Source organism: Acetobacter estunensis (genome assembly GCF_019083805.1).
Taxonomy (GTDB): domain Bacteria; phylum Pseudomonadota; class Alphaproteobacteria; order Acetobacterales; family Acetobacteraceae; genus Acetobacter; species Acetobacter estunensis_A.
The window spans coordinates 165,424-191,419 of sequence record NZ_JAHRDV010000006.1; the positions used below are offsets into that span (position 1 = coordinate 165,424).

The window sequence follows — 25,996 nt, forward strand, 5'->3', positions numbered from 1 at the left end:
TTTACTGGGCCGCGGCCACTTTCCATTCGGCGGAATGATGATGACCATGCTGATGCGGAGAGGAATCCGTCATGCCGACGCGTTCAGACGCTGCGAAAGCCAGTCCGAGCGCTGCTGCGGCCAGTACCAGTGTCAGACTCTGCATGACGTCACCCTCCCTCGGTCGATGGACCCGAAAGCCTCACGCGGTGTGGAAGCGGCCCGGCTGGAACCTTTTCTCACGTTGCGTATCAACTCTGTAACGAGAGTGAGGGAGAGCGCTCGGCAATTCAAGGCAAAAATGGGGCAGACACGCTTTGTAGGCCGAAAAACCGCTCTTTTATGTCGATTGTCCTTCGTCTCTCGGCCTCCTATCACCTCGGATATGACGTTTTCTTCCCCTCGCAGCGTTTCCCCATTGAAGAATCCGGGCGGTCTGGTGGCCTGCACGGCCATGGACATCGCGCTTGCACAGGCGTGCAAAGCGGCCGAGCGGGGCGAGGTGCCGGTGGGAGCCGTGGTACTCGATGGTACGGGGCAGATTCTGGCGCAGGCGGGAAATGAGGTGGAGGGCGCTCATGATGCGTCGGCCCACGCGGAAATGCTTGCGTTGCGAGCGGCGGCGCGGCGGCTCGGTTCCCCCCGATTGATGGGCTGTACGTTGGTGGTCACGTTAGAGCCGTGTCCAATGTGCGCGGCGGCGGCGGTGCATTTCCGTGTGGGGCGGATTGTATTCGGGGCGTACGATCCGAAAGGCGGGGGCGTTGTCCATGGTCCCCGGGTTGTGGAGCAACCTGCTTGCCTGCATCGGCCCGAGATTGTCGGAGGCGTGCGTGAGCGGGAGAATGCGCGTGTGTTGCGGCAGTTTTTTCGGACGTTGCGTGAGCGGAAAACAGAGGCGTGAACCTCTGGAATGTCTTTTTCTGACAGAGGTTTAATATCGGCGTATGACATCCGTTCAACAAGGCCGTACACTGTAGTGTGTCACGGAGGAGCGGCGTCTTCTTGTCGTTGCCACCGTTTGTCCACATGTCCTTGACGGACCGCGTGGGCGGTCGCTGCAAGGAGGATCATCGGAATACACATGCCAGTAGAGAATCTGTCGATCCGCACATCCCGTATCTCCACCCGCCGGGCTCTCGCCACTCTGGGCATTTTTGCCGTGGCTTCATCCGGAATCGTTCCGGTCGTTTCGCAGGCGCACGCCGATGCACCGGGTGCCATTCAGCCCGTCACCCCAAACCGCACGATCCCCGACTTTGTGAGTCTGGTGAAGCAGGTCAAACCTGCGGTGGTGTCGATCACGGCCATGATCAAGGCGGACGCGATCGAGGGCGGGGATGGCATGCAGCAGCAATCGCCTTTCCCTTTTCCTTTCCCGTTTCAGATGATGCCCCAGCAGCGTCAGACGGTGGAGGCGCGTGGGTCGGGTTTCATCATCTCGGCCGATGGCTACACGGTGACGAACAACCACGTCGTCAAGGGCGCGACGAAAGTGACGGCGACGCTGGATGACGGCACGACGGTGCAGGCTCGTGTGGTCGGGCGCGATCCCAAGACCGATATTGCACTGCTTAAGCTCACCTCCAGTCACCCTCTGCCCTTCGTGCAGCTTGGGGAATCCGATGGCGTGCAGCCGGGCGAGTGGGTGATTGCGGTGGGCAATCCTTACGGTCTGGGTGGCACGGTCACGGCGGGCATCATCTCCGCTCTGGGGCGCGACATTGGCGATGGGCCGTATGACAATTTCTTTCAGGTCGATGCGCCCATCAACCGTGGCAACTCGGGCGGGCCGCTGATTACGCAGGACGGCAAGGTGATCGGCGTGAACACGGCCATCTTCTCGCCTTCGGGTGGCTCGATCGGCATTGGCTTCGCCATTCCCTCCGACATCGTTCAGACCGTCGTCACGCAGTTGCGCAAGACCGGTCATGTGACGCGCGGTTATCTGGGCGTGGAGGCGCAGGTTATCTCGCAGTCCATGGCCAGCGCGCTCGGGATCAAGCCCACCAGTCCCGGTGCGCCGCCAGCCGGTGCGCTTGTGGCCAGCGTCACGCCTGACAGCCCGGCGGACAAAGGTGGAATCAAGACGGGCGACGTGATCGTCAAGCTGGATGGCAAGCCGGTGGACACGCCCCATCATCTGGCGGTGAAGGTGGCGTCCATCGTGCCGGGAACGGATGTGGCCGTGACCGTGCTGCGTGGTGGTGTGTCGAAAGATCTGAAGGTGCATATCGTCAGCCAGTCCGGCGCCACGGGCGGCAGTGGAGCCAATGCCTCCATGAGCGGGCAGGGCCAGAAGCTTGGCATCTCGCTCTCGCCTCTGACGGGGGATGTGCGCCAGCAGCTCGGTCTCGATCGCTCTGTGCACGGTGTGGTCGTCTCCGACATCCAGCCCGGTTCTCCCGCCGATCAGGCCGGTTTGCGTCCGGGTGACGTGATTCAGGCGGTGGGCGATCAGGCGGTGGAAACACCGTCTGCCACGGTTTCGGCTGTCAGCGCGGCGCTCAAGGCTCGTCATGCCGTGCTGTTGCGCATTCTGCGTGATGGACAGTCGCTGTTCGTGGCGGTGTCGCTGGACGGCTCCAACGATGCCGGACCGGCTGCGCCGGGAGGCGATGACGACGATCAGTAAGCCCGGATTAAAAGGCCGCTGTGTGGAGCGGCGGCCTTGTCCGCAGTCGTCATGAATTATGGATGCGACCGGCGCTGGGAAGAAAATAGACGACTGGTCTAATTTTCCTCTGGACGTGGTCTCTGTCCGCTCATATACAGACACTCATGAAAGTCGCAGAGAAACATCGCGCTGCCCGGCAGCATATCCTGAAGGCGGCGTGGCCGCTTGTGGGACAGCGTGGTTTTTCGGCTGTCGGGATTTCACAGATTCTGGAAGTGGCCGGGATTCCGAAAGGCTCCTTCTATCACTACTTCGAATCCAAGGAGGCCTTCGGCGAAGAACTTCTCCGGATATATGTCGAAGAATATGTGGAGAAGCTCGATGACATTCTCTTCAAATCCGAAGGGAATGCGGCTGATCGGATTGCGCGCTATTACCGATTCTGGCGCGACACCCAACTGGACGGGCAGGTCGGGGATAAATGCCTGATTGTCAAACTGGCGGCTGAAGTCTCGGATCTTTCGGAGCGGATGCGGTCCATTCTTGAAATGGGCACAGCCACCGTCATCGAGCGGTTGGGCAAGTTGATCGGTGTGGGTCAGAAGGAAGGTTCGGTCGGCAGTCCGATGGAGCCCGATATTCTGGCGGCTTCGGTGTATCAGCTCTGGCTTGGCACCACGCTGATGATGAAGATCACCCACAGTTCCCTGCCTTTCGATCAGGCGTGGCTGGCCACAAAGCGCCTTCTGGAAATCTGAGTTCAACCGGAGTTCGGAGGACGCCTCCTCGGGCTTTTTGGTAAGTTTTAATAGTTGACCGGTCTAATCCATTAGACCGGTCTAATGGATGAAAAAATGCTGAATTTTGAATTCTACAATCCTACCCGGATCATTTTCGGAAAAGGGATGATTGCGAAACTGGACGAACAGTTGTCGCCGCAGGCCCGCGTACTGGTACTTTATGGTGGTGCCAGCGCCGAGCGCAGCGGCACTCTCAATGAGGTGCGTGCGGCACTGGGCAGCCGCACCTTTCGGGAGTTCGGCGGTATCGAGGCGAACCCGACTTACGAGACTCTCATGAAAGCGGTTGCGATGGTGCGCGAAGAGAAGCTCGACTTCCTTCTGGCCGTCGGCGGTGGCTCGGTCATGGACGGCACCAAGTTTGTCGCGGCCGCCGTGCCGTTCGAAGGGGAGCCGTGGGATATTCTCACCAGCAAAGGTGAGGCGGCAAAGAAAGCGCTCCCGCTTGGCACGGTTGTCACGTTGCCCGCTACCGGCTCCGAGATGAACTGTCTGAGCGTGATTTCGCGTCAGTCCACGGGCGACAAGCTGCTGTTCTCAAATCCGCTGGTTTATCCTCGCTTTTCCGTTCTCGATCCGATGCGGACCATGAGCCTGCCGATGAAGCAGGTCATCAACGGTGTGGTGGACTCCTTCGTGCATGTCATGGAGCAGTACATGACGCATCCAGTGGACGGCATGGCGCAGGACCGGTTCTCGGAAGGACTTCTGTCGAGCCTGCTTGAGATCGGACCGCGGATTATCGCCGCACCTGAGGATTATGACCTGCGCTCCAACCTCATGTGGGTTGCCACCCTTGCGCTGAATGGACTGATTGGCGCGGGCGTGCCGCACGATTGGACCACCCACATGATCGGTCATGAGATCACGGCGAAGTATCACATCGATCATGCCCGTACGCTGGCCATCGTGTTCCCCGCGCTCCTGAAGGTCTGCCGCGAGGCAAAGCGCGCCAAGCTGCTCCAGTATGCCGAGCGCGTATGGGGCCTGACGGAAGGCTCCGAAGACGAGCGTATCGATGCGGTCATTCGCAAGACCGAGGGCTTTTTCGAAGGTCTCGGCGTGCCGACGCGCCTGTCGGCCTACGACATCGGACCCGATGGCATCACGGATATTCTCAAGCTTCTGGAAGCGCACGACATGACCGCGCTGGGCGAACACGGCGAAGTCACACTGGAAGTGAGCCGCCAGATTCTGGAAACCGCTGCCTGATTTTCAACCGCTCTTTTGGGGGCACAGTCAGATCTGTGTCCCGCGAGTGCCGATATAAAATACGAACGAGGATTCAATGGCTTACGCTACGACAAATCCCTATACCAATGAAGTGGTCGCCACTTTTGCCGATGCGACCGACGCTGAGGTTCAGACCGCGCTGAATGAAGCGCACGCGGCCTTTGAGGTCTGGCGCGACACGTCCTTTGCCGAGCGTGCGAAGGTCATGAATGCGGCGGCCGCCATCCTGCGCCGTGACATCGACAAATATGCCCGTCTCGGCACGCTGGAGATGGGCAAGCTGTACGAGGAGTCGCGCAAGGAAGTCATCCTTTCCGCCGAGATCTTCGAATATTACGCCAAGAATGCCGAAGAGCTGCTCAAGCCCGAGCCGCTTGAAGTGGCCGATCCAGCAGAGGGGCGCGCTGTTCTTGTGCATGAACCTCTTGGCATCGTTCTGGCGATCGAGCCTTGGAACTTCCCATTTTATCAGGTGGTACGCATCCTCGCGCCGCAGCTTTCGGCCGGTAATGCCGTGCTTCTCAAGCACGCATCGAACCTGCCCCAGTGCGCGGCCGCTTTTGACGGCCTGATGGAAGAGGCCGGTCTGCCGAAAGGGCTGTTCCGCAACCTGTATGCGGCGCGTCCTCACACGGCCATGATCCTGAACGATCCCCGCGTTTGCGGTATCGCGCTGACGGGTTCGGAAGGTGCGGGCACGGTCATCGCCGGCATCGCGGGCAAGGCGCTCAAGAAGGCGACCATGGAACTCGGTGGCGCGGACGCTTTCATCGTGCTGGACGATGCCGATGTGGAGAAGGCCGCACGCTGGGCGGTCATCGGGCGTCACTGGAACGCGGGACAGGTGTGTGTGTCGGCCAAGCGTCTGATTGTCGCCGATGCTGTCTATGACCGTTTTCTTGCGCTCTACAAGGAAGGTGTTGCCGCGCTGAAGGCAGGCGATCCGATGGACCCGGCCACGACGCTGGCGCCGCTGTCCTCGCAGGCGGCTGTAGACGATCTGCGCGATCAGGTGACACGCGCCATGGATCTTGGCGCGAAGGTCGAAGTTATCGGGGCACCGGTTCCCGAGACGGGCGCCTTTTTCCAGCCTCTGCTGATGTCGAATCTGGATGCGAACAACCCGGCCCGTCATTGGGAGTTCTTCGGTCCTGTCACACAGATCTACCGTGCGAAGGACGAGGCCGATGCGATCCGCATCGCCAATGATTCGCCTTATGGTCTCGGTGGGTCTGTGTTTACGAAAGACGAGGCGCGTGGCACCCGTGTGGCCAACGCAATCCGCACGGGCATGGTGTTCATCAACCACCCGCTGTCCCCCAAGGCAGATCTGCCGTTCGGTGGCATTGCCCGCTCTGGTTATGGCCGCGAGTTGATCGGTCTGGGGATTAAGGAGTTCGTCAACCACAAGCTCATCAACATCGTCGATATCGACGCGCCGTTCTGAGCCTGCGCATTCCTGAGGGAGGACGTTCTGCGTCCTCCAATCTGAAGATGGCCGCATCCTCCTGCCTGTCTCTGAGCAGGAGGGTGCGGTCGTTTTGCGTGGATCAGTTGAGAGGGCCGGAGGCCTTCATGGTCGTGGCATTGAGCGTGCGGTGGAGTTCTAACCCCTTGCTCAGACGCGCTGCGTCAGCGTCGGTCAGGGCAAGACCGATGGGACCGAAGGCCGGGTGCTGGAAGGCGAGGATCGATCCCTGCGCTTCGGGGTCGAGCTGAAGCGCCCAGCTTGTGCGCCGCACGGGCGTGAAGCTCGCGCCTTCGATGGAAGAGGTGGTGTTGCCGCCCATCATCTGCCGCATGGCGCCGAGTGCTACGATCAGGTCGGTGATCTTCCCCTGATCGAGTTCCACTTCCATTTTCTTGCGACCGATCTCAAGCGTGAGCATGGCATGCGAGCCATCTCCACAGGGAGCGAGATGGATGTGAGGATCGGCCTGAGTGCTGGGCTTCTTGGTGGTCTCGGCCGTCTGTGCGGTCGTGTCCTTGGCCTCCGGCGTCCTGGTCATGCGATATGTTCTCCTGAGACAGCCTGTGACGGAAGGATCTGGCGAACAGGAACGGTGCGCTTGAGCCCTTCTTTCGCAAGTATAGGCACGCGCGCCATCCAAGGGGAGGGGTGGCGTGTGACGATGTGTGCTAGCCGGATACCTGCTCCGTCACGTTCGCGTGTCGAGGAAAGCCTCTCAGAGTGCGGTTTGCAGCAGGGAGCCTGCGTGAATCCACCACTGACCAGAGTGCTTGTTCAGGGTTGCCGCTGCTTTCTGTGCGGCCTGCGCTGTGTCGAACAGTCCAAAGCAGGTCGCCCCCGAGCCGCTCATACGGGCCAGACGGCATCCGGAAAGGGCGGCAATCGTGTCGAGCACAAGGCTGATATTCGGGCACAGCGCGCGCGCCGGAGGTTCAAGGTCGTTGCTCAGCCGCGCGAGGTCGTGCGCCATGGTGGCGACATCGGGCCATGAGCCGGGCAGCGTGGCGTCGGACGAAAACGCCGCATTCCGGGTCTTGAATACGGCAGGCGTGGAGACGGCGTCACCACTGTTGACCAGCAGCAGGCCGCAGGGAGGAAGATCGGGTGCCGGGTCGAGCTGTTCACCGATACCGCGCATACGGGTGGCGTGTTGCACGAGGCAGACGGGGACATCGGCACCGAGTTTTTCCGCGAGATCGAGAAGGCGCGCGCGGGGCGTGTTCAGGTTCCACGCCCGGTCCAGAAGCCGCAATGTGGCGGCAGCGTCCGCTGAGCCGCCGCCAATGCCAGAGGCCACGGGAAGGTTTTTCTCCAGAACCAGTCGTCCCCGCAGGCGGGCGTCCGTTCCATCGGCCAGGAGCCGTGCGGCACGCATCACAAGATTGTCGTCGGAAGCCTCCGAGGCCAGTTTGCCTCCGAAGGGACCGGTCAGGGTCAGGCTGAGAGGAGCGTCGGACGTTTCATAAGTCAGGCGATCGGCGGCATCCGAGAAGACGGCGAGACTGTCGAGCAGATGATACCCGTCCGGGCGCTTCCCCGTGACATGCAGGTAGAGGTTGATCTTGGCGTGCGCGGTTTCGGTGAGGCTCACGGGGACTGTCCGGTGGTTGGTGGTGCGAAGGCTGGGAAGGGTGTAGCGCAGCTTGATCCGTGGGGCGAGGTGAGCGGGCCATCTTGCATACGGGAGGGACGGATTCAGGCGAGACATAGTTGGAAACTTATTTTACTGTGAAGAAAATAAGCATTCAGGAGAAACTAGGGTGCCGGATGTATCGCAATCCCTGACCACATTGGCGGATCTGGCGCGGGGCGACGTCTCCACGCTCACCATGACACCTTACTGGTGGCGGGCGCTGCCACCCGATGCCGGCTTTCAGGAGCCTTTGCCCGAAAGGGTGGATGTGGCCATTGTCGGCTCGGGTTTCACCGGTCTCTCGGCGGCCTTGACGCTGGCGCGCGCAGGGCGGTCCGTGGTTGTGCTGGAGGCGGAGCGTCCGGGTTTCGGGGCGTCCACGCGCAATGGCGGTCAGGTGGGATCGGGCAACCAGAAATTCCGGGTGCAGACTCTCATCGACATGATGGGAGTGAAAAAGGCCGAGGCCATGTTGCGTGAGGGCGTGGCGATGCTCGATCATATTGATGCGCTTGTGCGCGATGAGAAGATCGACTGTTGTTTTGCCCGTTGCGGTCGTTTTCGCGGCGCGGTGCGGCCGGAGCACTACGAAGCCATGGCACGTGACATGGAGGATCTGCACCGTCACGCGGGCGTGGAGTCGTTCATGGTGCCCAAGGCTGAGCAGCATACGGAGATCGCTACCGATTTCTTCTTTGGTGGGTCCGTGCTTCCGCAGGACGCCGCCCTTCATCCGGGGCGCTACCACGCCGGGTTGTCTGCTCGTGTCACACAGGCTGGCGCGTGTATTGCCGCGCATGCGCCTGTGACGGACATTGTGGTCGAACCGATTGGTTTTCTTGTGCAGACCGGACGTGGCAATCTGTGGGCGCGCGATGTCATCATCGCCACCAACGGATATCGACAGGGATTCGATGCTTTTTGCCGCAAGCGCATCGTGCCTGTGACATCGGCGCTTATTGCGACGGCGCCGATGGAAGCGGAGCGATTGAAGGCGCTTTTTCCGTCAGGGCGTGTTTGTGGTAATTCGGCGCGCGTGTTTTCCTATTTTCGCACAGCGCCCGATGAACCGCGCATTGTCTGGGGAGGGCGTGTGGGCCGCAATGCGGGGCAGGAGGAGCCTCGGGCCTATGCACACTTGGCGCGCGATCTGCTTAAGGTTTTTCCTCATATTGCCGATGTGGCGGTGAGCCACGCATGGTCTGGGCGGATCGGTTACACATTCGATGAGTTTCCGCATCTGGGACGTACACCGGATGGGTTGCATTATGCGATGGGGTATTGCGGTACGGGCGTGTCCCGCTCGACGTGGTTCGGACGCAAGATAGCGTTGCAGGTCATGGGAAAAGCGGAAGGGTTCTCAGAGTTCACCGGATTGCGGTTTCCGTCACATCCTTTTCAGGCAGTGGCTCCCATGACGGTACCGTTTTTCGAACAGTGGTATCGTGTGCGCGATGCTCTGAATGTGTGAGTGTTGTTTCAGGTATGAGATAAAAAAACCGGCCATGAAAAGCCGGTTTTTTTATGGATGACAGAAATGACCGCGCGGTGTTACGCGGCCATTGCGTCGGGGTCAGGTGTGGATGGTCTCTCCGTGTTCGGCAAGGTCGAGACCTTCGAGTTCGACGGCGGGATCGACACGCAGGCCCATGGTCTTGTCGAGAATGAAAAGCAGAAGGGCTGTCATTGCCATAGTGTAGATGGCCACAAGAATGGTGTCCTGACTTTGCACGAGCACCTGCTTCCAGTTGCCGTACAAAAGACCATCCTTGCCTTCACCGCCAATGGAGGAGGAGGCAAACACGCCTGTTAGCACGGCACCGAGGCCGCCACCGATGCCGTGGATGCCCCACACGTCCAGCGCGTCGTCATAACCGAAGCGGTGTTTGGGCCAGTTGACGGCCCACAGGCAGACCAGGCCGCCGAGGATACCCATGATCATCGCTCCCATGGGGGTGACGAAACCGCAGCCCGGCGTGATGACGACCAGCCCGGCCAGAGCGCCTGAAATCGCGCCCAGCATGCTGGGTTTGCCGTGCAGTTTCCACTCGGCCAGAACCCACGCCACAAGAGCGGCACTTGCTGCGATCTGGCTGTTGAGAAGAGCCATGGCCGCTGTGGCATTCGCGCCGAGGGCGGAACCGCCGTTGAAGCCGAACCAGCCGCCCCAGAGCAGGCAGCCGCCAAGAACGGTGAGCACCATGTTGTGCGGGGCCAGACTGTTCACGCCGTCGGCTTTGCGGCGTCCCAGCATGATGGCGGCGATCAGGGCGGAAGAGCCGCTGGTGACGTGCACGACCAGACCGCCGGCAAAATCCAGCGCGCCGGTGGAGGCGAGAAAACCGTCCGGTCCCCATGCCATGTGACCGACCGGGCAGTAGATCAGGATGGCCCACAACGCCATGAAGACCATGGCTGTGGAGAATTTGAAGCGCTCCACGGTGCCACCCAGAACGATGACGGGTGTGATGGCGATGAAGGTCAGTTCGAACATGGCGAACGTCACTTCAGGCAGGTTTGGAATGGCGGGAAGAAAGGATGTCAGGGTGACGCCGTTCATGAAGGCCTTGTCGAGACCGCCGATGAACGGTGTGTTGCCTGTAAAGATCAGGCTGTAGCCGCAGATGAACCAGATGAGACTGATGATTGAGCCTGCGGTGATTCCCTGCATGCACATGCTCAGCACGTTCTTCTTGCGGATCATGCCGCCGTAGAACAGGCAGATTCCCGGAAAAAGCATGAAGAAAACGAAGACGGTGGAGGCGAGAATCCACGCCATGTCACCAGTGTTGAAGGCTGGCTCCGCATCGGCGGCAAAAGCGGGTGGGACGAGAAGAAAAGAGCAGGACAGGAAGAGCAGGAGGTATCGTAAGGGCATGATTCGTCTGTGATCCTGTATCTGGGAGGGGTGAGACGTGGTGCCCGTAGGTGGCTCAGCCCCTCCGGGCGCAGTTTCTCCTCGTGGGGGCCTGCGCCTGAAGAGGCGCAGGAAAACGGAAAGAACGAACCGCAGAGTGGATGCGGCAGGAGTCCCGCCGGAAAGCGGGATACTGTTTCATCATGCCTAGAATGTTCCGACATCGCAATAAAATGCGCGCAAGAATATGTAAAAAGAGGTTCTAGGCACTGATGATGTGAGTCCAATGAAGTAATTTTCGGAACTAGCAGTCGAGAGTGGCGGTGCGTTCCCACTCGGACAGATGGCCGCAATGCGCGTTCCATTCACTCTGCTTGAGCTTGATGTAAGGATCCACCAGACCGTCATCGAGCATGCCACGAAGAGCCGTGGATTTGTCGAGGGCGCGCATGGCGTCGAGAAGGTTCAACGGCAGACGCTTTGCTTCTGTGACCTTGTGCCCTTCGGTGTACATGTTGATGTCGAGCGGCTTGCCCGGATCGCGCTTTTGCTCGATGCCATCAAGACCGGCTGCCAGTAGAGAGGCCTGGAGCAGATAGGGGTTGGCGGCGCCATCGGGGAGGCGCATCTCGAAACGGCCACCACCTGGCACGCGGATCATGTGGGTACGGTTATCGCCGGAATAGGTGACGGTGTTGGGAGACCATGTGGCACCCGAGACCGTGCGCGGCGCGTTGATGCGCTTGTAAGAGTTCACGACGGGGTTGAGAATGGCGCACAGTGCATCGGCATTGTGGATCAGCCCGCCGACGAAGTTATAGCCCGTTGCCGAGATCTCGAGCGGATCCTTCGGATCGTAGCAGACATTTTCGCTCCCTTTCCAAAGGGAGATATGCGCATGGCAACCGCTGCCTGTCAGGTGCATGAAGGGCTTGGGCATGAACGTGGCGCGCAGGCCATGCTTTTCCGCGATCGAGCGGGCCATGAACTTGAAGAAGACGTGCCGATCAGCGGTCACGAGTGCATCAGCATACTTCCAGTTCATTTCGAACTGGCCGTTCGCGTCTTCGTGGTCGTTCTGGTATGGCTCCCAGCCAAGCTGCTGCATGGCGTCACACAGTTCGGCAATGACGTCGTAGCGCCGCATCAGAGCCGAAGCATCGTAGCACGGCTTGGCAGCGGCGTCATATTCGTCGGCCACCAGCTTGCCATCAGGCGTGATGAGAAAGAACTCGCACTCAACACCTGTTTTCACGTCGATGCCGTGCTGCTTTGCGCGGGCCACCAGACGCTTGAGCGTATTGCGCGGACCTTGTGTCACGAGTTTGCCGTGCATTACGAGGTCGGACGCCATCCAGGCCACCTCGGGCTTCCAGGGAAGCTGGATGAGGGACGACGGGTCTGCCATGGCGAGCAGATCGGGGTCAGCAGGAGACATGTCGAAGGCGGCTGCAAAGCCTGCGAAGCCCGCGCCGTTCTTGAGAGCGCCACCGATTGCGGAGGCTGGCACGAGTTTGGCGCGCTGGGCGCCGGAGAGATCTACAAACGAGATCAGGAAGTAACGGATGTTTTTCTCACGGGCAATTTCGGCAAGATTGCTTGCATTTTGCTGACTGTCGGCCATTGATACGGTCCATTTCCAGTAGCGCGCCCCGTCTTTTAGGGCGGGGCGCAGATTGGGGAAACTCCTCAGAAACCGGTTTTGCCCGGATACCAGTTGGTGCCGGCAAGCGGCAGCTGCGTCATGGCAGCAGCTTCCATATTGAGGGCCACGAGATCCTCGGGTTCGAGGTTGTGGAGATGGCTTTTGCCGCAGGCGCGGGCGATGGTCTGCGCCTCCATGGTCATGACGGAGAGGTAGTTGGCGATGCGACGTCCACCCAGGATCGGATCGAGACGCTTGGCCAGCTCCGGATCCTGCGTGGTGATGCCCGCCGGGTCGCGGCCATCCTGCCAGTCGTCATAAGTGCCCGGTTTGGCGCCAAGCTTCGCATATTCAGCTGCGAGGTCCGGATTCTGATCGCCCAGTGCGATCAGGGCTGCGGTGCCGATGGCGACGGCATCCGCACCCAGCGCCAGGGCCTTGGCGACATCAGCACCTGTCCGGATACCGCCTGAGACAATGAGCTGGACCTTGCGGTGCATGCCCAGATCTTGAAGCGCCTGCACAGCGGGACGGATGGCTGCGAGAATGGGCAGACCGACATGCTCGATAAACACTTCCTGCGTGGCGGCAGTGCCGCCCTGCATGCCGTCGAGCACGACGACATCCGCACCGGATTTCACAGCGAGGGAAATGTCATAGTACGGTCGGCTGGCACCGACTTTCACATAGATCGGTTTTTCCCAGTTGGTGATCTCGCGCAGTTCCTCGATCTTGATTTCGAGGTCGTCAGGGCCAGTCCAATCAGGATGACGACAGGCCGAGCGCTGGTCGATTCCTTCGGGAAGATCGCGCATTTTCGCGACGCGGGCCGAGATCTTCTGTCCGAGCAGCATGCCGCCGCCGCCGGGCTTGGCGCCCTGTCCGACCACAATCTCGATGGCATCCGCCTTGCGCAGATCATCGGGATTCATGCCATAGCGCGAGGGAAGATACTGATAAACCAGCGTGGAGGAGTGTCCACGCTCTTCCGGCGTCATGCCGCCATCACCCGTGGTGGTGGACGTGCCGACAGCGCTTGCGCCACGGCCTAATGCTTCCTTGGCCTGCGCGGACAGTGCGCCAAAGGACATGCCGGCGATGGTTACAGGTGTTTTGAGATGTATGGGTTTCTTCGCAAACCGCGTGCCCAGCACAACATCTGTTCCGCAGCGCTCACGATAGCCCTCAAGTGGGTAACGTGACATGGACGCGCCGAGGAAAAGCAGATCGTCAAAATGTGGCAGCTTGCGCTTGGTGCCACCGCCACGGATGTCATAGATGCCGGTCGCGGCGGCACGCTGGATCTGCGAGATGGTGAATTCGTCGAACGTGGCCGAATACCTTGGGAAAGTCTTCGTCACGTCGTGATGATTTTCGGTCATGACTGCCTCAGTATGCGGATGCGTTATCGACGCGGAAATGGTACAGCTTGCGAGCCGAGCCAAAGAGGCGGAACTCACTGGGTGGAATGTCTGTGACACCCGCTTTGGAGAGAAGCGACGTGAGGATAGCGAGATCCTCGGGTGTCATCTCTTTTTCCTCACAGTCCGCGCCAAGCCCTTTCACGTTTCCACGAACGAAGATTCGTGTCTCATAAAGGGAATCTCCCAATGCGTCTCCCGCATCACCGCACACGACGAGGTTGCCGCTCTGCGCCATGAAGGCGCTCATGTGGCCGACGGAGCCGCGCACGACGATATCCGCGCCCTTCATGGAAATACCGCAGCGCGCGCCAGCATCCCCATCGATGACCAGCAGTCCGCCATGAGCCGTGGCACCGGCACTGGAACTGGCATTGCCCTTTACATGGACGCTGCCGCTCATCATGTTTTCACCCACGCCCTGTCCGGCATTGCCGGTGATGACGACATTGGCGCGCTGGTTCATGCCGGCGGCGTAGTAGCCCGCATGGCCGTCAATGGTGACGGAGATTGGCTGTGTCAGGCCGACCGCCAATGCATGGCGACCGGCGGGATTCTGAATCTCCCACGCTGCATCAGGGCCTTCGTTCTGAAGCCTGCCGTTGAGTTCGCGCAGGTTTGACGTGCTCAGGTCAAACACCTGTGTGTTGCGCGTGCCGCTCATGCCGCGTGCTCCCAGTGATAGACGCGCTGTGGTTCGGGCTCGAAAACCTTTGCATTTTCAATGCCCGGCAGATCGGCGAAGGCACGGTATTCGGAAGCGAAGGCGACGTAGTCGTCGGTTTCGGCCATGACAGCGGGTTTGCAGGCCACCGGATCGCGCAGCACGGCGAAACCTTCACGTGTTCCGACGACGAAGGTGTAGAAACCATCAAGCGCACCAATGGAAGATTCAAGAGCCTGATCGAGTTTGTCGCCTTGTGCCAGACGCCATGAGAGGTAACCGGCGGCGACTTCGGAGTCATTTTCCGTCTCGAAGGTCAGACCTTCATTGATGAGGCGCCGACGCAGCGTATTGTGGTTGGACAGGGAACCGTTATGCACGAGGCATTGGTCCGGACCGGTTGAAAAGGGGTGCGCGCCGGCCGTGGTGACAGCGGACTCGGTGGCCATGCGGGTGTGACCGATGGCGTGCGTGCCTTGCATTTTCTCAAGTTCGAAACGGGCCGCTACGTCTTCAGGCAGACCAACGCCCTTGTACAGTTCGATGCTTTCACCGCTGGCAGCGAAATGAACGCCATGCCCGAAGCTGTTCACGAACGCCCGGATGGCTGGTTCAAGTTCGGACGCATATGTCAGGACGACATGATCTTTGTGTTTGGCGACATCGGCCGTGCCATCGGCTGTTTTGAGGAAACTAGCTTCAAATTCACCGATGTTTTCATCCGTAATGCCGCGGACAGTCATCTTGCGCTGACCTGAAGCGGGGGAGCCATAGACCGCGAAACCGGCGCTATCCGGTCCGCGCTCGGTCATGGTCTTGAGCATGAGGGACGTAAGGCGTCCCAGTTCCGGCTGGAGAGCCGGATTTTTAATGAAGAGACCGACGATGCCGCACATCGCGTAAACCTCCGAAGAGTGTCTGTGATGTGCGATCCTAAACAGACCGGCTCCGTAACTGTCAACGCAAAAGAATAAAACTTTCCTATGGAGAAAGTTGTCTTTGGTCAGTCAACGTGGCGTGGATAGGTGATGATGGAAAGATAGCTGATTGATCCGGTGAGGAATTTTTCCGGTCCATGCGGGGCCTGACTGTCGAACATCAATGTATCGCCCGGTCCCATTTCATAGGTCTGGTCTCCATGGCGATAGATCAGGTGGCCGGTGAGCATGTAGATCACCTCGATTCCGTCATGCCGGAAACTGACATAGGGTTCGGCCCCTTCATGCAGGGTAATGAGATAGGGCTCCACCACGACCGGACCGCTCAGGAGGTGGCCGAGAAGGTTGTACTGATGGCCGGCTTTAGTTCCGCGCCGCTCGATGGACACGCCTTGTCCAGCACGCACGAAAGAGCAATCGCGCTGTTCTTCCGCTGTTGCGAAAAGATGGCTGAGCGAGATGTTCAGGGCGTGGGAGACCGATTGCAGCGTGGCCAGTGAAGGCGAAATCTGACCGTTCTCGATTTTGGAGAGCATGCCGAGCGAGATGCCTGCTGCGTTCGCCAGTTCGGCGCCTGTCAGATTGGCTTTGCGTCGCTTACTTCTGATCTGGGCGCCAAGGGATTCTTCCAGTGTGAGTTCGCGCGTGGGGGTGGCGGAGGAGCCGGTGGCAAGATCTTCGCTTTTGCGCTCGGTCAGTTTTCGCTGGGTGCTGCGGCGAGGTGCGGGCATGGGGTGGGATCTCCAGAGTCAGGTCCTATGGGCGGGATCAGGAGAGAACCCGCATCTGATCGACAAAGTCGGGAAAGAGAGTGGCGAGTTCGGCCAGAACGCCGGTGTTCAGGCGCTCGCGCAGGTAGAGAGTGAGATCGAGCGGTAGACGTCCGAATTCGCGTCGTCGGACGACGAGCGTGAGATGGCGGTGGAAGGAACCCACGGGCAATGGGTGACAGACCATACCGCATTTGGGCGTGAAGCCGGCTTCATACAGGCAGAGGGGCGTGGTGATGGCGATGCCGCCAGCCTGACAGGCGGCAAACACGCCGAAGGGAAGATCGTATTCCTGTTGAAAGGGGACTTCCACTCTCAGGCGGCGCAGATACCGTTCGACTTCCGTGCCGGTGCGCGAGCGTTGGGAAAACCGCACGAAAGGATGACTGAGCACGAGCTTGCGCAGGTCTTCGGCGTTTTGCGGTGCGGGCGTGTCGTGGGGGCAGAGAAGAAGATAAGGCTCTTCGATCAGAGGCCAGCGCTCCAGACCGGCGACATCCTCCATTTCGTCCACACCGATGACGAGGTCGATCTGGCGTGTCAGCAGGGCGGCCGCGTGGGTTTCCGTCAGGCCGGCATGCACCACCAGTCGTCCCACGCGCTCGTACATGAAGGCCGAGAGGTGGGGGGAGAGGGCGCGAGAGAGGGAGTCCACCACGCCGAGGCGGAGTTGCGGCACGCGGCCCAGCTTCATCTCCTGAATGCCCACGGCGATGTGGCGCATCTCGGCCAGCAACCCGGCCGCATGCTGGCGCAGGACCGTGCCGGTGGCGGTCAGGGCAAGCGGGCGGACGCTGCGGTCGAACAGTTTTGTGCCAAGCCGTGTTTCAAGTTCAGAAATCGTCTGGGAAATGGCGGGTTGTGTCACCTGCAGAGCACGGGCGGCTCCCGCCATACTGCCATTCTCACAAACGGCCATGAACACGTTCAGGGAGGAGAGATCAAAGGGCAGGTCGGAGAGAGCCATGGCGCATTATAAGAAAAAATTATCATGTCTCAAGCAGGCATGTTTCCTACACGACATGAAGACAGAGCGTGGGAAGATCATGCAGACCAACCGTTACTCCCTGTTTTCCCTTCTTTGGGAGGCATGTCGTGGGAACACCGGCTGGAAGCCGGCGTGGCACAAGGCCGAACCGGCCAGTGCCTATGACTTCGTCATCGTGGGTGGTGGCGGTCATGGGCTGGCGACGGCGTATTATCTTGCCCGGCGTTATGGCGGAAAACGAATTGCCGTTGTGGAAAAAGGCTGGATTGGCGGCGGGAATGTCGGCCGCAACACGACGATCGTGCGCTCCAACTATCTGTTGCATGGCAATGAGCCGTTCTACGAATGCTCGATGAAGCTCTGGGAAGGGCTGGAGCAGGACATCAACTACAACGCGATGGTCAGCCAGCGTGGCGTGCTGAATCTGTTTCATAACGACGCGCAGAAGGCGGCCTATATCCGGCGCGGCAACTCCATGATCCTGCATGGGGCTGATGCCGTGCTGCTCGATCAGGATGCCGTGCGTGCGAAGGTTCCTTTTCTGAACTTCGATGATGCGCGTTTTCCCATCAAGGGCGGTCTGCTTCAGCCTAGAGGTGGCACGGTGCGCCACGACGCTGTGGCGTGGGGGTATGCGCGGGCGGCGGATCGTCTGGGCGTGGACATCATCGAAAACTGCGAGATGACGGGGCTTCGCGTCGAGCAGGGTCGGGCAGTTGGGATCGAGACGACGCGCGGATTTATCGGGGCGGAGAAGATCGGTCTTGCCTGTGCGGGTAACTCCTCGCGTGTGGCGGCAATGGCGGGACTACGCCTGCCGATCGAAAGCCATGTACTTCAGGCGTTTGTCAGTGAGGGGCTCAAGCCTTTTATCGACTGCGTGGTGACGTTTGGTGCCGGTCATTTCTACATCAGTCAGTCCGACAAGGGCGGTCTTGTCTTCGGCGGCGATATCGACGGCTACAATTCCTATGCCCAGCGCGGCAACATGCCCGTGATCGAAGATGTGTGCGAGGGCGGCATGGCGCTGATGCCGCGGATCGGTCGTGTGCGTCTTCTGCGCCATTGGGGCGGCATCATGGATATGTCGATGGATGGCAGTCCCATCATCGATCGTACGCCGGTGGACGGTCTCTATCTGAACGCGGGCTGGTGTTATGGCGGCTTCAAGGCGACGCCTGCTTCCGGCCTGTGTTTTGCCCATCTTCTGGCCCGCGACGAGCCGCATCCCGTGGCCGTGGCCTACCGTCTGGATCGCTTCGCACGCGGCGCGGTGATCGATGAAAAAGGTATGGGCGCGCAGCCCAATCTGCATTGAGGTTCTCATGCGTCTGACCTGCCCTTCCTGCGGTTCCCGTGGTCTTGAGGAGTTCACCTACAGAGGTGACGCCACGGTTCGCCGTCCTTCCGCTGATGCCTCTCAAGAAGCGTGGGTGGATTATGTCTATCTACGTGACAATCCTTGTGGCCCGCATCAGGAGCTTTGGTACCATGGTGCTGGCTGTCGCTCGTGGCTTGTGGTGACACGCGACACCCGTACGCATCAGATACTGGATGTCCGCAATGCCCGTGACGTGATGCTTGCCGAACGTATGAGCCCTGAAGGCAAGGGAGAAGGTTCATGAACGCTGCTTTCGGACAGGCCTTTCGCGTCAAAAGCGGCAATGGTATCGATGTCAGTCGAACACTGCATTTCTCTTTCGACGGCAAGGATTACACAGGTTATCCGGGGGACACGCTGGCGTCCGCCCTGTTGGCCAATGGCGTGCGTCTGTTCGGACGGTCTTTCAAATATCACCGTCCTCGCGGGCTGCTTTCGGCAGGACCGGAAGAACCCAACGCGCTTGTGGAATTGCGTGATGGTGCAAGGCAGGAGCCAAACACCCGCGCCACTGTGGCGGAACTGTTCGACGGGCTGATCGCTGCCAGTCAGAACCGTTGGCCGAGCCTGTCTTTTGACGCTTTGGGCATGAACGGAATGTTCTCTTCCGTTCTGGGGGCGGGCTTCTACTACAAGACCTTTATGTGGCCAGCATCTTTCTGGGAGAAGGTGTACGAGCCAATCATCCGCAAGGCCGCCGGTCTCGGGCGTGCGGCGGACGAGGGCGATCCGGACCTCTACGAAAAAGCCACGGCATTTTGTGACGTGTTGGTGGTGGGATCGGGTCCATCCGGTCTGGCGGCGGCTCTTGCCGCTGGCCGTGCGGGCGCGCGGGTCATCCTGTGTGAGCAGGACAGTCTTGTCGGTGGGCGTCTGCGTGATGAGCACATGACGCTGGACGGCAAGCCTGCATGGCAGTGGGCCGAGCAGGCCCGGCGCGAACTGGAGGCGATGCCGGATATGCGTGTGATGACGCGCACTTGTGTGTTCGGCACTTATGATGGTGGCACTTATGGTGCGGTGGAGCGCGTGGCAGACCATGTGGCGGTCCCGCGTGCCGGCCAGCCGCGTCAGCGTATGTGGCGCATTGTCGCCCGTGAATGTGTGATGGCGGCGGGCGCGATCGAACGTCCAGTGGTATTCCCCAACAACGACCGTCCGGGTGTCATGCTGGCGGGTGCCGTGCGGACCTACATCAACCGCTTTGGTGTGGCGCCGGGGCGAAGAGCGGTGATCTACACCTGCAACGATGACGGGCTGCGCACGGCGCTGGATCTGCATCGTGTGGGTGTGACAGTGGCAGCAATTGTTGATTCCCGCCCGGGCGGAGCGAGCATCGCGGCCGAGGTAGCAGCGAAATGTGGTGCGCGGTTTTTCCCCTCGGGCGCGATTGTTGACTGTTACGGACGGACAGGCGTGAAGGCCGTTCTGGTGCGTGATGCGGCGGGCAAGACGAAATCCGTGCCCTGCGATTTGGTCGCCATGTCGGGTGGCTGGTCGCCCAATGTTGCACTGACCACTCATCAGGGCGCGCGCCCGACATGGCATGACGATCTCTGCGCTTTCCTTCCGTCCACCTTGCCGCCGGGCATGGTGGCGGCCGGTGCGGCGGCCGGTGTGTTCGATACGGCGGAGGGGCTGCATGATGGCGCAGTGGCAGGCCAGCGTGCCGCCGTGACCTGCGGGTTCGAAGCAACGCCCTCCACATTGCCGGACGCAGAACCGACAAGCTACGCCATCCGTCCGTTGTTCCATGCGCTCAAGGACTTGGCGGCTTCGAAAAAAGCCAAGGCATTCGTCGATTTTCAGAACGATGTTACGGCCAAGGATGTGGGGCTGGCGGCGCGGGAAGGGTTCGTGTCCGTTGAACATCTCAAGCGTTACACGACGCTGGGAATGGCGACGGACCAAGGAAAGACCTCCAACGTGAACGCGCTGGCCCTGCTGGCGGAAATCACGGAACGCTCGATCCCGCAGACAGGCACGACGCTGATCCGACCGCCCACACAGCCGGTGGCGATCGGCGCGCTGGCCGGTGCGCATCGTGGCCGTCACTTCAAGCCCACACGCCTGCCGCCCACGCATCGGTGGACCGAGGAGCAGGGGGCTGTGTTTACGGCCAATGGCTTGTGGCTGCGCGCGCAGTGGTTCCCGCGTGCGGGCGAAAAGGACTGGCTTGAGACGGTGAGTCGCGAGGTGCGCACGGTGCGCGAGGCCGTGGGATTCTGCGATGTGACCACGCTCGGCAAGATCGACATTCAGGGGTCGGATGCGGCGGAGTTTCTCAATCGGGTGTACGTCAATGCCTGGCTGAAGCTGCCAGTAGGGCGGGTGCGCTATGGCTTGATGCTGCGCGAGGACGGATTTGCCTATGACGACGGTACGACGGCGCGTCTGGGTGAAAACCACTATGTGATGACCACCACTACGGCCAATGCGGGCGGCGTGATGGCGCATCTGGAGTTCTGTCATCAATGGCTGTGGCCGGAACTGGACGTGCAGTTCATCTCGGTGACGGATGAATGGGCACAGCTTGCGGTGGCAGGTCCGAAATCGCGTGATGTGCTGGCCAAGATCGTGGATGCGCCTTTCGATCTGTCCAACGAGGCGTTTCCCTATATGGCGGCGGCTGAACTGACGGTTTGTGGTGGTGTGAAGGCTCGTCTGTTCCGGCTCTCCTTCTCGGGAGAGATGGCCTATGAATTGGCGGTTCCTGCACGCTATGGCGATGCACTGGCCCGTAGGTTGATGGAGGTGGGCGCACCGTTCGGCATCGCACCTTACGGCACGGAAGCGCTGGGCGTTCTGCGTATCGAGAAGGGGCATCCGGCAGGGCCGGAACTGAACGGTCAAACCACGGCGCACGATCTAGGCATGGGACGCCTGCTGTCCACGAAAAAGGATTTCATCGGCTCCCGGATGGCCCGACGCTCGGCTCTGACGGACCCTCAACGGCCCACGCTGGTCGGTATCCGCCCGGTAAACCCGCTGGATACGCTTGTGGCGGGATCGCATTTTCTGCCGCAGGGTGCCGCACCCACGGCGGAGTCCGATCAGGGCTGGCTGTCGTCTGTGGCGTGGTCACCCTGCGTCGGGTCATGGATCGGGTTGGGCTTCCTTGCGGATGGACCGGCCCGTCAGGGTGAGATCATCTCGGTTCACAACCCACTGGCAGGGACGGTCATTGCGGCGCGTGTCGTTGAACCCGTGTTTGTCGATCCCAAAGGAGAACGTCTCCATGGCTGATCTGCTTTCTGCCGCTTTGCCGGTTGCGTCTGGTCCTGTGACGGTTGGGGGTGTCACACTTGAGCTGGCGCCACCGGCCAGCATTGTCAGCCTCGGTGTATTTGCGGGCGTACGTCGTGAAGAACTCGTTGGCCGCGTGCGCGCGGAGTTTGGCGTGGACCTGCCCGATGTGCCGCGTGCCGTGCGCTCCGGCGATGGCAGCGTCGTGTTTCTCTGGAACGGACCCAGTCAGTGGCTGGCGGTGGGTGAGGGCAGTGCCGAGCTTTTCTCCCGGCTGCAAAAATGTTGCGGCGATGTTTGCGCGCTGACATCGCAGGGTGATAGCCGGACAATCCTGCGGCTGTCCGGCGCGAGGGCGCGAGAAGTCGCAACCCGCTTGTTGCCAATCGACCTGCATAGACAGGTTTTCTCTACGGATTGCGTGGCATCCACTCTGGCGGGGCACATTCCCGTCATCGTATGGCAGACAGCGCAGACACCAGCCTATGACTTCCTTGTCTTCCGAAGCTTTGCCTCCAGCCTGTTTCATGATTTTTCTGTCGCCCTGAACGGCCATACTTTTTCAGAAACGGACCATTACGCATGACGACCTCTTCCCCTGACGCCAAGGGTTATTTCCTCACTTTGAGCTGCCCCAACCGTCCGGGCATCGTTGCCGCCATCAGTCAGACGCTGTTCGATGCCGGTGCGAATATCACCGAGGCGCAGCAGTTCGATGATACGGGTAGCGGCAGCTTCTTCATGCGGATCATGTTCGACATCGTGAAGGGCGGCCGCACGGAAGCGGATCTTCGCGGTATTGTAGATGGGGTGGCGCGTGAGTTCGGCATGGACTACCGGCTCCATTGCCAATCCTATCGCCCGAAGGTGATGATCCTCGTCTCGAAGTTCGATCATTGCCTTGTGGATCTGCTCTACCGCTGGCGTATCGGGGAACTGCCGATCGATCCTGTGGGCATTATTGCCAATCATCCTGAGGATACCTACAGGGATGTGGATTTTTATGGAATCCCGTTTCACTATCTGCCTGTCACGAAGGATACCAAGGCCCAGCAGGAAGCGCGAATTCTTGAACTGGTCGAGGAGAGTTGTGCGGATCTGGTCGTGCTGGCGCGCTACATGCAGATACTCTCCAACGAGATGGCTGCGGCTCTCTCTGGGCGTTGCATCAACATTCATCATTCCTTCCTGCCGGGCTTCAAGGGCGCGCGCCCCTATCATCAGGCGTGGAACCGGGGGGTGAAGCTGATCGGTGCGACCGCGCATTATGTGACGCGCGATCTTGATGAGGGGCCGATCATCGAGCAGGACGTGGAGCGTATTTCGCACGCCGACAGTCCGGAAGATCTCATCCGAAAAGGACGTGATATCGAGCGGCGAGTGCTCTCACGTGCGGTGCGGTATCACATCGAAATGCGCACGATCCTTAATGGCAATAAGACTATCGTTTTCACATCCTGACTGACGGGGAGAGACTTTTTATCGGGATGGGTCGTAAGACGATACGTCGTAGGTCAAATTTTTGGATCTGATAGTGCAGTTCGAAAAGGCTATGGCCAAGCTGTAAAGATTTGGAGATGGCATTGTGAACGGGGAGGGGCGTGTAGGCGTCTCTCCCTGTTTTTATTTTAAGCCGATCTTGAAGGTCATTCAATTTGAGACATGAGGGAATCTTAGGAAGGGTTCACCCCTGATACTTCAATATTTCTGATTGTGTTCAGTAACATCATTATATTTATCATGAACAGAATCTGAGCGTCAGTGCGTCGTGATTGCGCGTCATGATTTCCAATTCTCATATCCTTTTGATGGATGAAACGCTTTCGGCGCTTGACTTGAGACTGAGCGAAGAGATTCAGGTTGAGATCAAACGTGTGCATGAGGAAACTTGTCTCACGCTCAAGAGACAGTGTTCCGTCTATCGGGTCGGATATGCTTTTCAATAAGGGAAAGATCGGAGTGTGTCGGGAAGTGTATGAGACACATCAAACCCCGTTTTGGTGAACTTCTTTGGAAGCCTGCACTTTTCCTGTCGATTATTGCAGGGTCGAGACATACGGGAGCTTCTCCACGGAAGCCGACATGTGACGGGAAGAGCCGGCACACAATTTCACAGATTTTATGGCGAACTGTCTTCTCTGATAATCGGATCGGAGGGTGTGCGACTGGTGTCAGCAAATGGTGACCCAAACTGTTTTCTGGCGATTCTCTCGGGCAAGACGTTTCTGAACTTCCTCATAATCATGTGTGGTGACGTAGGAAAGGCAAGAGCCTTGCGGACGCATTTTCCGCGTGAGGTGGAGGATCCTTTGCCTGAGGGTGGACGTCGCGTGGTTGCTGAGATGGCCTCGGATAAAACGATTGTTTCTCGTTGAAGAATTAACGAAGAAAAATATTTCTGACAAGAATAATATATTCTATAATATTAATATCAAATAATCAGGTTTTGATTTTATATTATCGTATTTTTGTCGGATTTTCATTCTGTATTTACAGATAATATCTTGGTTTTGAACTCGCCTCTTGGTGTTGAGAAATGTTTTGTCGTGATTAATATGGTAGGTGGAGGGTTGATATTCATGGTGGGCATGTGGAAATAATAACGAAACAGAAACGATACCTGCCTTGTGGCGCAACTGTTGACGGATGAATGCGAATGGGTCGGCTTGGTCTGCATGCGGACAGGAACGGGGCAAAGCTGCGTCGTCACGGGCATAATGCTTCTGTCGTCCGGGAGATTCGCACTCGGAAAGAAGGTGGAAAAACAGCAAAAAGCCGTATGCTACGCCAAGGCACATGTTTTCTGGTGGCCGCTCTGGCTGCGACGAAAGTGACGCCCGCGCGTGCGGATCACACCATCGTGTCCGTCAAAGGACTGACGATTTCAGGCGGGTTGGATATCGGTGGGGACGCCTTTTATCTCCCGAATACCAATTTTGGTGGTGGTTCCTACGCCCTGCATAAATCGGGACGCTATACGCGCAATAGCAACACCACTTATGGCGAACTATATGGCAAGCCCATGCTGTCAGCGCAGTGGGACACGAACTGGGGATTCAGTGTCTTTGGTCTGATCTCGGCTATTGGGTCGACTACGCTGGGCGATGGCGATGCCGAAAGTCTCTCCCAGACATCCGGCACGCCGCGACAGGTCACACTGGAAGATGCCAATGGCGGCATTGAAATTCCTCTTCGTATTGCAGGTGGCCATCAGAAGCTCATCATTGAGGGAGGGCGGCAGCGCTTCCAGGTCGATGATGGCTTCCTGATCGGTAAGGGCACTTACAGTTCGGGTGATCGTGGCGCGTGGTGGTATGCGCCGCGTTACGCTTTTGCGGGACCGGGTGTCATCAAGTTCGAGGCGGATTCCTTCCGCGCCGATGTTTTCATGCTGGAGAACAACACCAACAACGAACAGGATCGTGGCTACGATCGCCCTGAGACCAAGTTCGAGGGGTTCGATGTAACGTGGTTCAGGAACAAGCCGGGTGGAAAAGGCAGCTCCGTATATGAGGATCGCGAGGCTTATGTCACGCTGACTTACTTTCACGTGCGCGATGCCAATATCTCGTCCACATACGATTATTCGTCCCGTGCGGATCGTAATGGCATGAACGTGGCAGCCCTGAGTTGGGGTGGTAAACCCATACCGATCAAGCAGCTTGGCATCTCCAAGAACTTTACTTTCTACGGTGACTTCGTAGCGGAGGAAAACCGCCATTCGGGTAATGGTTATAAATCTGTAGAAGCCTACGGAATGTTTTTCGAACCGGGTTACACGTTCTCGATGTTGCCGTGGAAACCGCATATTTTCTATCGCTATACTCGTTTCAGTGGAAATAAAAATCCTACCGGCACGGTTAAGCGGGGCTACGACACGTTCTTTCTCTATGACGGACGTCGCTACACGTATGGCGGTTATTGGCCAGGTGAAATTGTCGGCATGTATCTCGCACCGTTGTCGGATCTTGAAATCCATCAGATCGATCTGACAGGCATTCCTCCGGTGCATTTGTTCAAGAAGGACGATGAACTCAAGGTGGGTGTGCATTTTTATGATCTGTCATTGATTCACACCACAGGGATGGGGCTGAAGGCGTCCACCAATCGCCATATTTCGGACGAAGTCGATTTCACGGCTGAGTATATGTTCGATGCCAACACCTCCGGTGCACTGGCCGGTGGCGTGGCCTTCGCAGGGCCGTCAGGGCGGGCTTTAGCCAAATCCGGCGTGCCGGGAAGCGAGCCAATGCCTCCGATTCATGGCACGGCAGGGGTCATGGAGGCGTATTTCTACAAACATTTCTGATGGATTTGTGGGGATATTCATTGCACAAGCAGCACATGATGCAG

The 25,996-nt window shown here is 59.1% G+C and carries 22 protein-coding genes; 12 read left to right on the forward strand and 10 right to left on the reverse strand.

Annotated features, from left to right (window positions below; genetic code table 11):
* Position 1 precedes the first annotated feature (1 nt).
* On the reverse strand, positions 2–145 hold the full coding sequence (locus KUA11_RS09890) for a hypothetical protein (protein ID WP_217410120.1): 144 nt from the start codon (positions 143–145) through the stop codon (positions 2–4).
* A 288-nt stretch (positions 146–433) separates the two neighbouring features.
* Between KUA11_RS09890 and KUA11_RS09895 the strand changes: the two genes are divergently transcribed.
* From KUA11_RS09895 to KUA11_RS09915, 5 genes are all read left to right on the forward strand, one after another.
* Positions 434–883 carry a nucleoside deaminase gene (locus KUA11_RS09895; RefSeq protein WP_217410204.1) on the forward strand — a complete coding sequence of 150 codons (450 nt, stop codon included), beginning with the start codon at positions 434–436 and terminating at the stop codon, positions 881–883.
* Positions 884–1,063: 180 nt separating this feature from the next.
* Positions 1,064–2,614 (forward strand): trypsin-like peptidase domain-containing protein, encoded by a 1,551-nt coding sequence (locus tag KUA11_RS09900; protein WP_217410121.1) that lies wholly within the window; start codon positions 1,064–1,066, stop codon positions 2,612–2,614.
* 146 nt (positions 2,615–2,760) lie between these two features.
* A complete protein-coding gene (locus tag KUA11_RS09905; protein ID WP_217410122.1) occupies positions 2,761–3,354 on the forward strand; it encodes a TetR/AcrR family transcriptional regulator in 594 nt (197 codons plus the stop codon).
* Positions 3,355–3,450: 96 nt separating this feature from the next.
* The gene (locus tag KUA11_RS09910; protein WP_217410123.1) at positions 3,451–4,608 is read left to right on the forward strand and encodes an iron-containing alcohol dehydrogenase; all 1,158 of its coding nucleotides are present in this window, start codon (positions 3,451–3,453) and stop codon (positions 4,606–4,608) included.
* Positions 4,609–4,684: 76 nt separating this feature from the next.
* A complete protein-coding gene (locus tag KUA11_RS09915; RefSeq protein ID WP_217410124.1) occupies positions 4,685–6,076 on the forward strand; it encodes an NAD-dependent succinate-semialdehyde dehydrogenase in 1,392 nt (463 codons plus the stop codon).
* Positions 6,077–6,179: 103 nt separating this feature from the next.
* Here KUA11_RS09915 and KUA11_RS09920 read toward each other — a convergent pair whose 3' ends face one another.
* A complete protein-coding gene (locus tag KUA11_RS09920; RefSeq protein WP_217410125.1) occupies positions 6,180–6,638 on the reverse strand; it encodes a hypothetical protein in 459 nt (152 codons plus the stop codon).
* A gap of 177 nt (positions 6,639–6,815) precedes the next feature.
* Positions 6,816–7,691: a 4-(cytidine 5'-diphospho)-2-C-methyl-D-erythritol kinase gene (locus KUA11_RS09925; RefSeq protein WP_368040993.1), complete on the reverse strand. Its 876-nt coding sequence runs from the start codon at positions 7,689–7,691 to the stop codon at positions 6,816–6,818.
* Between the two features lie 169 nt (positions 7,692–7,860).
* Here KUA11_RS09925 and KUA11_RS09930 point away from each other — a divergent pair, with 169 nt between their 5' ends.
* Positions 7,861–9,204: an NAD(P)/FAD-dependent oxidoreductase gene (locus KUA11_RS09930; RefSeq protein WP_368040994.1), complete on the forward strand. Its 1,344-nt coding sequence runs from the start codon at positions 7,861–7,863 to the stop codon at positions 9,202–9,204.
* A gap of 102 nt (positions 9,205–9,306) precedes the next feature.
* Here KUA11_RS09930 and KUA11_RS09935 read toward each other — a convergent pair whose 3' ends face one another.
* The 7 genes from KUA11_RS09935 to KUA11_RS09965 form a co-directional block, all read right to left on the reverse strand.
* Positions 9,307–10,611, reverse strand: a complete 1,305-nt coding sequence (locus tag KUA11_RS09935) for an ammonium transporter (protein ID WP_217410127.1) — start codon at positions 10,609–10,611, stop codon at positions 9,307–9,309.
* Positions 10,612–10,894: 283 nt separating this feature from the next.
* On the reverse strand, positions 10,895–12,214 hold the full coding sequence (glnT, locus tag KUA11_RS09940) for a type III glutamate--ammonia ligase (RefSeq protein ID WP_217410128.1): 1,320 nt from the start codon (positions 12,212–12,214) through the stop codon (positions 10,895–10,897).
* A 65-nt stretch (positions 12,215–12,279) separates the two neighbouring features.
* A complete protein-coding gene (locus tag KUA11_RS09945; RefSeq protein WP_217410129.1) occupies positions 12,280–13,617 on the reverse strand; it encodes an FMN-binding glutamate synthase family protein in 1,338 nt (445 codons plus the stop codon).
* A 7-nt stretch (positions 13,618–13,624) separates the two neighbouring features.
* On the reverse strand, positions 13,625–14,320 hold the full coding sequence (locus KUA11_RS09950; RefSeq protein WP_217410130.1) for a GltB/FmdC/FwdC-like GXGXG domain-containing protein: 696 nt from the start codon (positions 14,318–14,320) through the stop codon (positions 13,625–13,627).
* On the reverse strand, positions 14,317–15,216 hold the full coding sequence (locus tag KUA11_RS09955) for a class II glutamine amidotransferase (RefSeq protein ID WP_217410131.1): 900 nt from the start codon (positions 15,214–15,216) through the stop codon (positions 14,317–14,319). The genes KUA11_RS09950 and KUA11_RS09955 overlap by 4 nt, the downstream gene beginning before the upstream one ends.
* Before the next feature lie 107 nt (positions 15,217–15,323).
* On the reverse strand, positions 15,324–15,989 hold the full coding sequence (locus tag KUA11_RS09960) for a helix-turn-helix domain-containing protein (protein WP_217410132.1): 666 nt from the start codon (positions 15,987–15,989) through the stop codon (positions 15,324–15,326).
* 37 nt (positions 15,990–16,026) lie between these two features.
* A complete protein-coding gene (locus tag KUA11_RS09965; RefSeq protein ID WP_217410133.1) occupies positions 16,027–16,995 on the reverse strand; it encodes a LysR family transcriptional regulator in 969 nt (322 codons plus the stop codon).
* 79 nt (positions 16,996–17,074) lie between these two features.
* Here KUA11_RS09965 and KUA11_RS09970 point away from each other — a divergent pair, with 79 nt between their 5' ends.
* From KUA11_RS09970 to KUA11_RS09995, 6 genes are all read left to right on the forward strand, one after another.
* Positions 17,075–18,334 (forward strand): sarcosine oxidase subunit beta family protein, encoded by a 1,260-nt coding sequence (locus KUA11_RS09970; RefSeq protein WP_217410134.1) that lies wholly within the window; start codon positions 17,075–17,077, stop codon positions 18,332–18,334.
* Positions 18,335–18,341: 7 nt separating this feature from the next.
* The gene (locus KUA11_RS09975) at positions 18,342–18,641 is read left to right on the forward strand and encodes a sarcosine oxidase subunit delta (RefSeq protein WP_217410135.1); all 300 of its coding nucleotides are present in this window, start codon (positions 18,342–18,344) and stop codon (positions 18,639–18,641) included.
* Entirely contained in the window at positions 18,638–21,643 is a 3,006-nt protein-coding gene (locus KUA11_RS09980; RefSeq protein WP_217410136.1) for a sarcosine oxidase subunit alpha family protein, read from the forward strand. Before KUA11_RS09975 ends, KUA11_RS09980 begins: the two co-directional genes overlap by 4 nt.
* Positions 21,636–22,229 carry a sarcosine oxidase subunit gamma gene (locus KUA11_RS09985; protein ID WP_217410137.1) on the forward strand — a complete coding sequence of 198 codons (594 nt, stop codon included), beginning with the start codon at positions 21,636–21,638 and terminating at the stop codon, positions 22,227–22,229. Before KUA11_RS09980 ends, KUA11_RS09985 begins: the two co-directional genes overlap by 8 nt.
* Entirely contained in the window at positions 22,226–23,104 is an 879-nt protein-coding gene (gene purU / locus KUA11_RS09990; protein ID WP_217410138.1) for a formyltetrahydrofolate deformylase, read from the forward strand. The genes KUA11_RS09985 and purU overlap by 4 nt, the downstream gene beginning before the upstream one ends.
* Positions 23,105–24,422: 1,318 nt before the next feature.
* On the forward strand, positions 24,423–25,952 hold the full coding sequence (locus KUA11_RS09995; protein ID WP_217410139.1) for an alginate export family protein: 1,530 nt from the start codon (positions 24,423–24,425) through the stop codon (positions 25,950–25,952).
* The last annotated feature ends 44 nt before the right edge of the window (positions 25,953–25,996 follow it).